Genomic DNA, 13,122 nt, shown 5'->3' with positions numbered 1-13,122 from the left:
AAGGTAATGAAGAGTTCAGGCGTTCCGAAGGCCTTGGTCATTGGAGGATCCCTGGGAGGGCTGTTCGCTGCCACGGCGTTACGCGCGATTGGTTGGCAGGTCGATATTTACGAGCGATCCCCTGCGGCGATGGATAGTCGTGGCGGGGGCATCGTTCTGCAAGCGGATGTCCTGCACCATTTTCGTTATGTGGACATTCATCCGGCAGGAGCGCTCGGCGTCCGGTCCCATGATCGTCTCTATCTGGATCGAGCTGGCAGCGTCGTGCATAAAGAGCCGATGCCGCAAACTCAGACGTCCTGGAACACACTGTACAGCTCACTATTTTCTGCATTTGCTGCTGAGCATTATCACCGTGGCAAGACGCTGGTGGATCTGACTCAGAATGAACACCGAGTGACTGCGATTTTTGCCGACGGCAGCACTGCCGAGGCAGACCTGCTGATTGGCGCTGATGGCGCGGGTTCAACCGTGCGAAGCGTGGTGTTGCCTGGAACAGTACCTAGCTATTCGGGGTATGTGGTGTGGCGCGGGCTGGTCGATGAAGAGCAACTTCCAGACTTCGCCAAAATGCAGCTTTACGAGGACTTTGTTTTTCAACAAGACCCTGAATCGCTGATGCTGGAATACATGGTGCCGAGCGTGAGTGGCTCCGTTAATCCTGGCGAGCGTCGGTTCAATTGGCTGTGGTATTTGAAAGCTGCACAAGGGTCGGAACTGGACGCTGTGCTCACTGACAGCAATGGCCATCGGCGTACTCACTCCATTCCACCCGGGGCTTTGGCCACCGGGCAGGATGCATATATACGGGAAATGGGTGAGCGGCAGGCGAATCCGGCTTTTCGGGAACTGATTCGCCAGACCAAGGATATTTTTGTGCAGGCGATCCTTGATCTCGACGTCCCGCAAATGGTGTTTGGCCGTGTGCTGTTGACTGGCGACGCTGCTTTTGTGCCGCGTCCTCATACCGCCGGAAGCACGGCCAAGGCAGCCCGCAATGCACTGTCTCTGGCTCAAGCAATCGACGACGTCGGCGACATTGATAAAGCCCTGCTAGCCTGGCAGCAACAACAACTTGCAGAAGGCAAGCGCATGGCCGATTGGGGGGTGAGTATGGGCAATCGGATTATGGGTATCGCCCAAGCCTGATGTAGCTGTTCACATCGGACTTATTGGCGAGCGCCTGGCCGTTGATGTTGGTGCCCATGTACACCCCACGAACGCCAGGCAATTCGGCAGCGCGTTCCAACTCGGCAATGGCGTCGTCAGCCTCTAGCATCGGCAACGTGGCCAGCACCACAAAACGTTGTGGGTGTTGGCGATGGACCGTCGACGCAGCATCGTTCCAGACACGTGCCCGTCGTGGCATGTACCTGCTCCGAGATGCCGCTCTATTAATTAATCAATCGATCATTTGGTGAATTTTGATTATCATTCGATCAATTGGAAGATCGCAAGCCTCTTTAATCAATCAGGCCATTGAGCACAGCCATGCAAGATTCCCATTGCCTGGTCATGCACAGTCGCTACCTTTACCTTTCGATCTCGGAATCCGTTCATGGACAAGTTGCTGGCGCTGAAAATGTTTGTCGAAACGGTGCGCTGTGGGGGTTACTCATCTGCGGCGCGTAAGCTCGGCATCTCCACGTCGTCTGTGACGCGGCAGGTCGCAGGGCTGGAAAGTGAGTTGGGCGCCAGCCTGCTCAACCGCACCACGCGCAATACGAGCGTCACGGTGGCGGGGCAGCACTATTTCGATAAAGCCGTGGCGATCCTTGAGGCCATCGATGAAGCGGATGCCGTCGTTGCCGACCGTGGCAGCGAAGCGCAGGGGCGTTTGCGGGTCAGTGTCCCGGTGGAATTCGGCCGGCGAATCATCGCCCCGCACTTGGGGCGGTTGCTTGAACGCCATCCCGGTCTGGAAATCAGTCTCTCGCTGAGTGACGAGGTCAGTGACCTGCTCAGCGAACAAATCGATGTGTCAGTACGTCTCGGTTCATCGGTTGTCAGTGATGACATCGTCAGCAAGCGGCTGGGCGATTTCCAGCGTTGGGTTGTGGCGAGTCCCGAATACCTGACACGAACCGGACTGCCCCTACACCCTCGCGACTTGCTGGAGCACCAGTGTTTGCGTTTCGATTACCACATGGGCCACCACAACTGGACATTCCAGGGCGATGAGGACGTCATCCGCTTGAATGTGCAGGGACGGCTGCAAAGCAACAATGCCGACATTCTGCGCGAGGCTGCCTTGGCCGGTGGCGGGGTGACGCTATTGGCCGATTGGCTGGTACGTGAGGATGTCAGCGCAGGTCGGCTGACGCGGGTGTTGGAGCAATATGAAGTCAACCCAGGCAGTGCAAGCACCTGCATCAATGCGCTGTATCTGCCCAACCACCGTGGTTCCAGCCGCATCAGTGTATTCATAGAGTTTCTGCATGAAATACTCGCGCCCTAAACACGTCCTGTGCATCAGGTAAGACCGTGTTGTGCGTGCCGGCCACTACCAGCGCTGCCGAATGCGCTATGAAGCCTTGCACAGGGCAGCGATTCTCCCCGCGTGCTCGTGTTCGTACAGTGGCACCCATCAACTTACCCAGGTCGTCAAAGCAGTATCCCGAGGCCACTGACAAAAAAATCGTTTAGAACTCGCCCCGATTCGGCCGGCTACGACTCGCTATCGCCTGGCGAAAGTATGAGGAATGCCCCATGAATACGCTGTAATTGAGTCCGGTATGACAGGCATATTCCTACGCAAATAAAAAAGCAGCTCTCGGGAGCTGCTTTTCGATTCTATTTCCCCCCTTTTATGCTTATGGGGTTTCAGGCCTGGATGATCCTTCTGCTTTTCGGGCGTGACTCTCTGCCTCTTGTCCGGGCTGCCATCCTTGTTTGTTCTTTTAGGGCCAGGTTTGATACTCACTGTCGATTTCCTTTATCGCTTGGGTTGTTAAATCCTGCTTTGTAATCACGGTTGTGGAGAGCCAACTGCCGACAGGCTAACCTGCTGCTCCTATAAGAACATAAACTCCAGAGAGCCTGCCCCCATGGATCGTTTACTCAGTGTCGAAGCCTTTGTCCGCGTTGCCGAGACTGGAAACTTCGCCAAGGCGGCTCAGCAATTGGGCGTCACCCGCTCGGTAATCACTCACCGCATTCAACAACTGGAACAGTTCATCAACGCGCCGCTGTTCCACCGTAGCACTCGTCATGTGCGGCTATCCGAGGTGGGGGAGACGTACTACAAGGAGTGCGCAGACATGGTCGCGAGTTTCAACTCGCTGACTGAGCATATGCGCGAGCTGCGCGCCAAACCCACCGGTAAATTGCGCGTGCAGATGCTGCCGGGTTTTGCCATCGGCCACTTCGGCAGGATGCTGGCTGAATTCACACGGCTTTATCCGGACATTGAGGTCGACGTTATCGTCAATGATCGGGTGGTGGACCCTATCGAAGAAGGCTTTGATGTGGCGTTCCAGATGTTCCCGCCACTGGCCGAGACCCTGATCGAGCGCCGGTTGTTCAGTGTGCGTCGGTTGTTCTGCATGTCCCCCGATTATGCCGCCGAGTTCGGCATGCCCACGCACCCGCAGGAACTGTTGCAACACAAGATTGCGTTGTACGAAGGCTATCCCTCGCGTAACCGTTGGGTCTTCACTGGGGCAGACGAGCAGGTCGAGCTGAGCCTGCCAGGGCATGTACGATCAAACTCGGTGCATCTACTGCGCGACTACGCGTCGACCGGGGTCTGCATTGTCTGCCTGCCGACCCTGGTCGCCAGTGATGATCTGCTCAGCGGCCGGCTGATTCCTGTCCTGCCTGAGTATGCGCTGTCCTCCTTCAGCTTTTCTGCGGTGTACCCCGCAACCCAGCGGCGGGCCTTGAAAGTACGCACCCTGATTGATTTTCTTGTGGAAAGTTTTGGCGATGAGCCGTGTTGGGATAAGCCCTTGCTGGAGCGCGGCTGGATCCGCTGATCAGGGCGTTGCCAGCGTATTGTTTGCGTTTTGCAAACACTGTTGTCGCCAGCACTCTCATTGTTCCTGAAGAAAGCACGACGTACTGTGGGGCCACTGTTACTACAACAACAAAACGGTGAAAAACCATGAGCAGCGCTGCAATCGAAACGGTCTTCGGCTCGCTGGACAACTACAGCAAAGGGTCGGTTGAAATCATCAGCGGCCAGGCCAGCCATTACGCCTTTTCAAATGTCTTCGAGGTCGCGGAAAAATCCCTTCCCTACGAAAAAGTCGTCGTCGGCCTCAACCTGGGCTACGTCATTGAAACCCTGCGCGCGGAAGGTCAGTCGCCTTGGTACACGGCGGCGCACGATGAGTTCGCTATCGTCATGGACGGCGAAGTACGCGTGGATTTCCTCAAGCTCGATACGCCTTTGAGCGACGGCGAGGGCACACGGTTGGCGGGCGAAATCCCCGCAGGCAAGCCGATGGGCTACGTGCTGCTCAAGCGCGGCCATCAATGCCTGTTGCCGCACGGCACCGCCTATCGCTTCGAATCCAGCCGTCCTGGCGTGTTATTGCAGCAGACCATTAAAGGCCCGCTGTCGGTCGAGAAGTGGGCAGACATCTGCTTCAAGTGATCACCGCCGTTTTCCACTCAGAATAATCAGAAAAACTTGAGGAATCCTGTCATGGCCATGCTTGAAAACGCTGTCGATAACGCCATTTTTGCCGAGGATGAAGTCCAGGTCAGCCTGCCCCATGCCGTCACCGGCTACTGTGCTTTCAAGCTCGGCGCTTTCGAGCTGTCGCGCGACGAGTATTTTGCCCGTATCACCTGGCCCGCCAAAGGTCAGACGCGTTCGCACCTGATTCCTATCGATGCCTTTCTGCGTGCGATGATGCGCGATGTGGCCTGGGGCTTTTTCTACGGCTGGGTCAACTTCGACCACGTGATCGGCACGCGCAATTACTACGGCAAGGTCGACCTGTATGCCGGCACCTTCAACGGCACGTTGAAAGCCGCAGGCGTCAACTACACCGAAAACTTTGAAACACCGCTGATCATGGCCACGTTTAAAGCCATCTTGCGCGACTGGACCAACGCCACCTTCGACCCGTTCGCGGCGCCGGAAGAGACCGGCACGGCGTTCGGCCGCAAAAACGGCAGTAACATCGAAGCCATTGAGCGCTTCCGCATTGCCACCAAACGCATGCCTGGCCTGGCGGATGATTCGCCGTTGCGTGACGATCTGCCGGTCAATCGCCAGTTCACCGATGTTTCTCAAGGCGAACCGGAAGTACACGCCGCCGAAGGCTTTGAAGGTGAGCTGCATGCCTTCAGCCTGTTCAAATACTTGTCGCGCTCTGACGTGACGTGGAACCCGTCGGTCACCTCGGTGTGCAAGGCCAGCCTGTTCTGCCCGACCACCGAAGAATTCATTCTGCCGGTGTTCCACGGCAATGACCGGGTCGAGTGGTTCCTGCAACTGTCCGATGAAATCCTCTGGGATGTTGGCGACAAGGATGACGGCAGTCCACGCGCGCGCATCACCATGCGTGCTGGCGACATCTGCGCCATGCCGGCGGACATTCGCCACCAAGGCTATTCGACCAAGCGCTCGATGCTGCTGGTGTGGGAAAACGCCACGCCGAACCTGCCGCAACGTTATGAAAGCGGCGAACTCACGCCTTATCCGATCGCGTTCTAAGCCCCTTCTTCGGCCCGGCGCTCGCCGGGCGATGTATCCGGATCAAATCGTCAGACACTGCGCCATTGGCGCGGTGCGAGGAAAATATTATGCAAAATCAGCTGTATATAGATGGACGATTTGTTGATGCGGTCGCGGGCGGCACGATTGACGTCATTTCACCCCATGACGGTTCGTTGATCACTCGAGTTGCCGCCGCCGAAGCGGCTGACATCGACCTTGCTGTCGCCGCCGCCAAACGCGCTTTTCCTGCCTGGTCCGGCCTTGGCGCCGCCGAACGCGGGCGCTTGTTGCTGAAGTTGGCAGACAGAATCGAAGCCTGCAGCGAAGAACTGGCGCAGCTTGAATCCCTCAATACCGGCCACCCGATTCGTGACTCCCGCGGCCTCGACGTTCCACGCACGGCCGCTTGTTTCCGGTATTTCGGCGGCATGGCGGACAAGATCGAAGGGTCGGTGATTCCGGTCGAAGCCGGGTTTCTCAATTACGTGCAGCGCAAGCCGATCGGTGTGGTCGGGCAAATCGTGCCGTGGAATTTTCCGCTGATGTTCACCAGTTGGAAAATGGGCCCGGCGCTGGCCGCAGGTAACACCATCGTGATCAAACCGTCGGAAATCACGCCGCTGTCGACCTTGCGCATTGTCGAGTTGATGACCGAAGTTGGCATCCCCAAAGGCGTGGTCAACGTGGTGCCGGGTTATGGGCATACCGCGGGGCAGGCGCTGGCCGAGCATCCTGACGTCGGCAAGATCGCCTTCACCGGCTCGACGGCGACCGGTCGCCGGATTGTTGAAGCCTCGACCGGCAACCTCAAGCGCATTCAGTTGGAACTGGGCGGGAAGGGCGCGAACATCGTGTTTGAGGACGCCAATCTTGAAGCGGCCGTCAACGGCGCGGCGTGGGCGATCTTTCACAATCAGGGCCAGGCCTGCATCGCGGGGTCGCGTTTGATCCTGCATAAAGACATTGCTGAGCGCTTCCTCGAACGGTTTGTCGCGTTAGCCAAGTCTATACGCCTTGGCGACCCGATGGATCCCGAGACCGAAATGGGGCCGTTGACCTCGGCGCTGCACCGCGACCGTGTGCTGGCCTATATCGATATCGCCATCGAGCAGGGCGGCCGGGTTCTCGCTGGGGGCAAGGCGCCGGACGATCAGGCATTGGCAGGTGGCTTTTATGTTGAGCCGACGATTGTCGAAGCCTCGCCCGAGGATCGTGTGTGCCAGGAAGAAGTCTTTGGTCCATTCGTCACCGTGGTGCGATTCAGTACCGACGAAGAAGCCCTGGCCATCGCCAACAGCACGCAGTACGGGCTGGGCAGTGGCCTGTGGACGCAGAACCTGACCCGCGCGCACAAAATGGCCAACGCCATTCATGCGGGAATGTGCTGGGTCAACTGCTACAAACGCGTCAGCCCCGGCAGCCCGTTTGGTGGCGTTGGGCAGTCTGGTTATGGCCGTGAGATGGGGTTCGAGGCGATCCATGACTACACCGAAGCTCGCTCGGTATGGGTCAATGTCGACGCCAAAATTGCTCCGCACTTCAAACGTTGAGGCCTGCCATGAATCCTTTTGTGTACCAAAGTTTGCCTACCCGCGTGGTCTTTGGCTGGGGCAAGCTCTCGGCGCTGGCCGATGAGATCGAACGCCTCGGCGCCAGGCGCGCGCTGATTCTCACCACGCCTGAGCAACAGGCATTGGGTGAACAGGTCGCGGCCTTGCTCGGCGACCGTGCGGCGGGCGTCTATCCCCAAGCCGTGATGCATGTGCCGCTGGAGGTGGCGCAAGCGGCGCGTATCGAAGCGGCTCGGCTTGATGCCGATTGCTGTGTGGCCGTGGGCGGCGGTTCGACGATAGGCCTGGGCAAGGCGATTGCGATGGGTTCGGGCCTGCCGATCGTGGCGGTTCCGACCACCTATGCCGGTTCGGAAATGACCCCGATCTACGGGCTCACGGAAAACCGCCTGAAGAAAACCGGGCGCGATCCGAGGGTTTTGCCCAAGACCGTGATCTACGACCCGCAACTGACGCTGACCTTGCCAGCGCAGATCTCCGCCTGCTCGGGGATGAATGCCATGGCGCACGCGATTGAAGCGCTGTATGCCGAGGACGCCAATCCGATCATCGGGTTGATGGCCGAGGAGTCGATTCGCGCGCTGGCGCTGGCGCTGCCGGGTGTGGTCAATGATCCAAACGATCCGCAAGCCCGCAGCCAGGCGCAGTATGGCGCGTGGCTGGCGGGGATTTGCCTCGGATCGGTGGGCATGGCCCTGCACCACAAGCTTTGCCACACCTTGGGCGGAACGTTCAACCTGCCGCACGCCCAGGCCCATGCGATCGTGCTGCCGCACGCCGCGCACTACAATCGCGAAGCGGCGGCCGGCCCTTTGCAACGCGCTGCCCGCGCGCTCGGTGGCAGCGAAGCGAACGAGGTGGGCGCCTTGTTGTATGCACTGAACCAGAAGCTGGGTATTCCGTTGGCGCTGGCCGACATCGGGCTGCCTGAAAATGGGGCGGCCGAGGCGGCGAAAATTGCCTGTGCCAGCCCGTATTACAACCCGCGGCCCTTTGAACAAGGCCCGATCGAAGCGCTGTTGACCCGCGCCATGCATGGCCTCGCGCCGGCCTGATCCTTCGGTGTGTCTATCCTCGTCGGAATAACAATAATGACCGATCAAGACAACGTTATAGAGTCACTGATCTCCGAACAGACGGTGAACAGCTTCAACGGCGCTCCCGATGCGCGTTACAAGCAGATCATGCAAAGCCTGGTGCGTCATCTGCACGCCTTTGTCAGCGACGTCGAGCTGACCGAGCAGGAGTGGTTTGAGGGCATTCGCTTTTTGACCGAAACCGGCCAGACCTGCGATGGCCTGGTGCGCCAGGAATTCATTCTGCTGTCGGACACCTTGGGTGTGTCGATGCTGGTCGATGCAATCAATCATCGACACAGTGCAAACGCCACCGAGACCACGGTGTTCGGTCCGTTCTATATCGAAGGGATGCCGGATCGCGAGTATGGCGAAAACATGGCGTTCACCGCAGGTGAGGCTGCCCTGGTGCGTGGACGTGTGGTCAATACCCACGGCGACGCACTGGCGGGCGCTGTGCTGGATGTCTGGCAGACCGCTGAAAACGGCATGTATTCGGGTCAGGACAGCACGCAGCCGTTCGGCAACTTGCGCGGTCGCTATCGCACCGATGCCGACGGCTATTTTGCGATTCGCACGATTGTCCCGGTGTGCTACCCCATCCCCACCGACGGTCCGGTGGGGCGCATGCTCAATACCGCCAATCGGCATCCCTGGCGGCCCGCACACCTGCATTTCATGATCCAAAGACCAGGCTATCGCAAACTGGTCACCCACCTGTTCAATCACGATGATCCTTACCTGGACTCCGATGCGGTATTTGGCGTCAAACAGTCGTTGCAAGTGATCTATGAACACCGCGTCACTCACGACGACTTATCCGAGAGCCTTGGCCTCGAATTGCCGTTCAAGCGGGCGTGTTACGAGTTCGTCATGGAGGCCGAGTGAATCATGGGGCATTTTTTTGCGGTATTCGCAACGGACCGTCCGGACTCACTGGCCTTGCGCCAGCGCTTGCGCCCCAGTCACCAGGCTCACTTGCGCGCTACCGAGATGCATCGGGTGATTGTCTGGCTTGGCGGTCCGACGCTCGATGATGCGGGGGAGGCGATGAATGGCACCTTGCTGGTGATCGAGGCGGGCAGTTTGCCGGAGGTCGAGGCGTTCATCCAGGAAGACCCCTATGTCCGGGCCGGGCTGTTTGCCACGATTCAGATCCGGCCGTGGCACTGGAGCCTTGGCAACCCACAATTGCGCGGCTGATCGTGAACGTCATTACGTTGTGCCGATTGGATGATATTGCCGATGGCGGTGCCCTGGGGCTGCCCGAACAGCAGCAACTGCACCCCGGCGGGCTGGTGGCGGTGCGCCAAGGCGAACAGGTGCGGGTGTACGTCAACCGATGCCCGCATTTTTCTGTGCCTCTGGATTATCGTCCGCAAGCGTTCTGCACCTATCGCGGCAAGATCCTGATGTGCGCTCACCACAGCGCGATGTTCCGTTTTGAAGACGGGCATTGCATCGATGGGCCGTGCAAGGGCGCGCGCTTGGAGCCTGTGCCGGTGCGTTGGGTCGAAGATCGATTGGTGCTGGATCTCGAACGCTAGCCGTAGCCCCCCTGTTTTGCCGCGCAATCCTGCGCCTCCTTCCTGCGACCCGATAGAGCCTTTGCTCACGCATCGGGTGGGCTTGCGAGGCACGATGGGTGAGCGTAGGTTGATCTGTGTAACCTGATTGGAGTGGCCGAATGATAACGCGACTGCGAACCCTTGATCGTGGCCTGGACGTTCTGGGGTATCTCAATAAAGTACGGTCCGCCTCGGCGCAAAATATCGCCAAGGCGCTGAAGTTACCCTTGCCAACTGTCTATCGAATCATTGAAACGCTTTCTCAAGGTGGTTTTGTCGAGCGAGTGAACCCCGATGAAAATACCTATCACCTGACCATCGCGGTTCGTCGTCTGAGCGGTGGGATGACCTGTGAATCGGTGTTCGTCTCGGTGGCCACGCCGGTGCTTTTTGGGCGTCGACAACAACTGAAGTGGCCAAGCGCAGTGTCGACGTTCGAGGACGATGGCATCGTCGTGCGTGAGAGCACGGACCGCTTCACCCCGCAGTCGATTGGATTGAGTGCGGTCGGCAGGCGGATTCCGCTGTTGTCCACCCCGCTGGGTTGGGCTTACCTGGCGTTCGCCCGTGACGAGCAGCGCCGTGAAATTCTCGCGCATCTGCGCAAGTCCCAGGCCCCGGAAGACCAGGCAGCCCGTGACTCACACCGCATCGTTCATATGATCCGCTCGGTCCAGGTGAAGGGCTACTGTACGTCCGATGATGTTCCCTACAAGCGATGCAACAGCATTGCGCTGGCGGTGTTGTGCCAGGGCCGGGTGTTCGGCTGCATCAGCACCGTGTGGCCTTCTACGCTGATCAGTCCGGATGCTGCCATCGCGCGCTGCCTACCGGTATTGCGTGAGGCCAAGGCGGAAATAGAACATAACCTCGAAACCGCGGGTATCGAGTGGTAGGTCACGCACCGAGCGGTTTGAAAAAAAAGGCGGGGAGCTTGATGCTCCCCGCCTTTTTTTGGGTTTCAGGCGTTTGGCTTGGAGGAGTGTTCCATGCGCTCAGGGGAGGAGGGCAGGCCCCATCCTTGCACGCCACTGGCCTTCGGCGGGCCGATCACGCGGAGCAAGACCATCGCGACCACCGTCATGATCACAATCACGAGGATGACCGGCTGGTAGCGACCGGAGCTGTCGAAATACACGCCCGCCGCGATAGGGCTGACGGCGGCGCCGGCGGTCTGGATCAGCAGCCCGAGCGCGGTCAGCATCGGGAACACCTGGACACCCCAGTAACCGCTCAGCAGCACCATGGGACCGACCTGTGCGGCGCCGAAACCAAGCCCGTACAGGATCGCGTAGCCGTACAGACCGACTGAGCCGGTCGCGTAGATCAATGTGAAAAGGCCGACCCCAAACAACACCAGGGCACCGAAGTAGGCGCGGCGTGGGCCAAGACGTTGCGCCACCGAGCCGATACCAAAGTTGCCGACGACCATGGCTGCGGAAATGATCGAAATGGTCGCGGCAGCCAGCACCGGTGAGTGCCCGATATCGCGCAAATGTGCCTGCGCATGTGCAATGACGAACGCCGAGCCGCAGGTTGTCGCAAACATGCTGAAGTAGATCGCCCACAAGGCCGGTGAGCAAAGTACTTTGCGCAGCCCCTGATCAAGGTTGAGCGGCGCGGGGGGCGGAGCGAACGGTCGTGCGGCCAGTCGGTGGCTGTCAGCAAGCTCCCATGCGTTGAATTGATCGGCGTCGGGCTTGTTGCGGACCAACAGCAGGGTGACCACCAGGCCGATAACCGAAAAACCGAAGAACACCCAGCAGCCCATTCGGTAGCCGATTGTCGAGCCTTGGATTGCCCACGTCATCAACCACACGAAGATGAAACCGCCGATGCCCATGGCCGCATAGAGCAATGACAACGCAAACGGGCGCCGGTGGCCGAACCAGGCGGTGACGGCCGTTTGACACGGGATGATACTGGCGAATGTTGCAGCCACGCCAATCGCCCCGAACGTCACCGCCGCTTGCCACGGCGCGGTGACCCAGGTTGCCAGCGCAATCGAGGCTGCCGCCATGAGGATACAGCCGATGATCAGGCACCCGCGCACGCCGATTTTCGTTGTCAGTGCGGCGACCAGTGGCGCACACAGGCCATTGGCGGCCATGTTGGCAGCGATCAGTAGTCCCAGGGTGCTGCGTTCCCAGTGGAGCTCTGCAGTCATATAGGTGCCGAGCACGCTGCCGCCGTAGATGGGCAGCGCCATGCTGACGCACATCATGAACGCGAGTGCGCCCAGTACAACCCAACGCGAGTGCAAATATGTGTTTGTTTTTATTGTTGTCATGAGGATCTGCCAATCAGAACTGAGGTCTGTCCAATCACTCGGCGTGGGCCGAGTGAGTTCTTGGGTGAGACGGCAACGCAAGAAATATCGCCGAACAAACGCAAGCCGTGCGCCCTTGCTGCATACCGCCGAGGTGAAGAGACACTGGCTGCCACCCGCCAGGTAGCGATGGCGCGGCGGAGACGGTGAGATTTTCGGCAGGCAAATCCGTGGCCAGTATCCGCTTTCGCGAACCGGTTCACTCATCTCGTTTGCGCACCGCGATCAGGCGGGCTTATCGCTGTTGAATCTAACGAAGCGTACTCAGCAGTGCCTTCGCTTCCTTGGGCGAAAGCAATTTCAACTTGAGCGACAACGGGCCGCCCATGCCGTGCAATTTCCCGCCTTCAACCAGCGAGCCCGCATCTATCGGCTCGCCCCCCAGATCGCGAATCAACTGAGCGACTGAGGCCTTGGCCTGGGAATCATCGCCGGAGAAGAAGATTGCACCGCTGTCGCCTTCTGCGGGCAAGCCTGCGGCAAACACCGGAATCGGCTCGTAGTTGAAGGTTTTCACCACATGAGCCCCCGGAATCATCTGTGCGACGACTTCACTGGAGCCTTTGCCGCCGATATCAATCAGGTCTTCAGGGCGTGGGCCGCGACGGTTGTTGGTCGCATCGATCACCACCTTTCCAACCCAGGAGCCCGCTGCGGCGATGGCGGCAGGGGTTTTTTCCCAAGGCGTGGCCAGAATCACCACATCGGCCTCAGCAAGCATCTGCTCCGGCGTCGCCGCGCTCACGCCACTCCCCAATTGCTGGATCAGCGGCTGCAGGGACTCGGGGCCCCTTGAGTTACTGATGAGGACGTGATGCCCGCCCGACACGAGTTTGGGGACAAGCATTTGTGCCATTTTTCCTGCACCCAGAATTCCGATTGCCATGATGTCTAATCCTTCATT

The 13,122-nt window shown here is 59.0% G+C and carries 14 protein-coding genes; 11 read left to right on the top strand and 3 right to left on the bottom strand.

Features of this window, described 5'->3' with window-relative positions; genetic code table 11:
• The first annotated feature begins 6 nt into the window (after window positions 1-6).
• Window positions 7-1,149, top strand: a complete 1,143-nt coding sequence (locus J2Y83_RS18045) for an FAD binding domain-containing protein (protein WP_253397249.1) — start codon at window positions 7-9, stop codon at window positions 1,147-1,149.
• Here J2Y83_RS18045 and J2Y83_RS18040 read toward each other — a convergent pair.
• A complete protein-coding gene (locus J2Y83_RS18040; RefSeq protein WP_253397247.1) occupies window positions 1,127-1,369 on the bottom strand; it encodes an amidohydrolase family protein in 243 nt (80 codons plus the stop codon). The genes J2Y83_RS18045 and J2Y83_RS18040 overlap by 23 nt on opposite strands.
• 189 nt (window positions 1,370-1,558) lie before the next feature.
• Here J2Y83_RS18040 and J2Y83_RS18035 point away from each other — a divergent pair, with 189 nt between their 5' ends.
• The 10 genes from J2Y83_RS18035 to J2Y83_RS17990 all read left to right on the top strand — a co-directional run bounded on the left by J2Y83_RS18035 (window position 1,559) and on the right by J2Y83_RS17990 (window position 10,785).
• Window positions 1,559-2,458 (top strand): LysR family transcriptional regulator, encoded by a 900-nt coding sequence (locus J2Y83_RS18035; protein WP_253397245.1) that lies wholly within the window; start codon window positions 1,559-1,561, stop codon window positions 2,456-2,458.
• A gap of 589 nt (window positions 2,459-3,047) precedes the next feature.
• Entirely contained in the window at window positions 3,048-3,977 is a 930-nt protein-coding gene (locus tag J2Y83_RS18030) for a LysR family transcriptional regulator (RefSeq protein WP_253397242.1), read from the top strand.
• A gap of 128 nt (window positions 3,978-4,105) precedes the next feature.
• On the top strand, window positions 4,106-4,600 hold the full coding sequence (locus J2Y83_RS18025; RefSeq protein WP_253397240.1) for a hydroxyquinol 1,2-dioxygenase: 495 nt from the start codon (window positions 4,106-4,108) through the stop codon (window positions 4,598-4,600).
• Between the two features lie 51 nt (window positions 4,601-4,651).
• Window positions 4,652-5,671, top strand: coding sequence for a hydroxyquinol 1,2-dioxygenase (locus J2Y83_RS18020; RefSeq protein WP_253397238.1), 1,020 nt, complete (start codon window positions 4,652-4,654; stop codon window positions 5,669-5,671).
• Between the two features lie 89 nt (window positions 5,672-5,760).
• On the top strand, window positions 5,761-7,224 hold the full coding sequence (locus J2Y83_RS18015; RefSeq protein WP_169881654.1) for an aldehyde dehydrogenase family protein: 1,464 nt from the start codon (window positions 5,761-5,763) through the stop codon (window positions 7,222-7,224).
• A gap of 8 nt (window positions 7,225-7,232) precedes the next feature.
• Window positions 7,233-8,300, top strand: a complete 1,068-nt coding sequence (locus tag J2Y83_RS18010) for a maleylacetate reductase (protein WP_253397236.1) — start codon at window positions 7,233-7,235, stop codon at window positions 8,298-8,300.
• A 36-nt stretch (window positions 8,301-8,336) separates the two neighbouring features.
• Complete coding sequence (locus J2Y83_RS18005; RefSeq protein WP_253397233.1) at window positions 8,337-9,209, top strand: dioxygenase; 873 nt, start codon at window positions 8,337-8,339, stop codon at window positions 9,207-9,209.
• Window positions 9,210-9,212: 3 nt separating this feature from the next.
• Window positions 9,213-9,524 carry a YciI family protein gene (locus J2Y83_RS18000; protein ID WP_253397231.1) on the top strand — a complete coding sequence of 104 codons (312 nt, stop codon included), beginning with the start codon at window positions 9,213-9,215 and terminating at the stop codon, window positions 9,522-9,524.
• Between the two features lie 2 nt (window positions 9,525-9,526).
• Window positions 9,527-9,868: a Rieske (2Fe-2S) protein gene (locus J2Y83_RS17995; RefSeq protein WP_253397229.1), complete on the top strand. Its 342-nt coding sequence runs from the start codon at window positions 9,527-9,529 to the stop codon at window positions 9,866-9,868.
• A 140-nt stretch (window positions 9,869-10,008) separates the two neighbouring features.
• Complete coding sequence (locus tag J2Y83_RS17990) at window positions 10,009-10,785, top strand: helix-turn-helix domain-containing protein (RefSeq protein ID WP_169881649.1); 777 nt, start codon at window positions 10,009-10,011, stop codon at window positions 10,783-10,785.
• Between the two features lie 65 nt (window positions 10,786-10,850).
• Here the strand turns inward: J2Y83_RS17990 and J2Y83_RS17985 are convergent, their stop codons facing one another.
• Both J2Y83_RS17985 and J2Y83_RS17980 read right to left on the bottom strand, forming a co-directional pair.
• On the bottom strand, window positions 10,851-12,113 hold the full coding sequence (locus J2Y83_RS17985; RefSeq protein ID WP_341850605.1) for an MFS transporter: 1,263 nt from the start codon (window positions 12,111-12,113) through the stop codon (window positions 10,851-10,853).
• Window positions 12,114-12,468: 355 nt separating this feature from the next.
• A complete protein-coding gene (locus J2Y83_RS17980) occupies window positions 12,469-13,104 on the bottom strand; it encodes an NADPH-dependent F420 reductase (protein ID WP_253397226.1) in 636 nt (211 codons plus the stop codon).
• Window positions 13,105-13,122 lie beyond the last annotated feature (18 nt).

This window comes from Pseudomonas marginalis, assembly GCF_024169655.1.
GTDB lineage: Bacteria > Pseudomonadota > Gammaproteobacteria > Pseudomonadales > Pseudomonadaceae > Aquipseudomonas > Aquipseudomonas paraveronii.
This window is presented reverse-complemented; position numbering and strand designations above follow the sequence as displayed.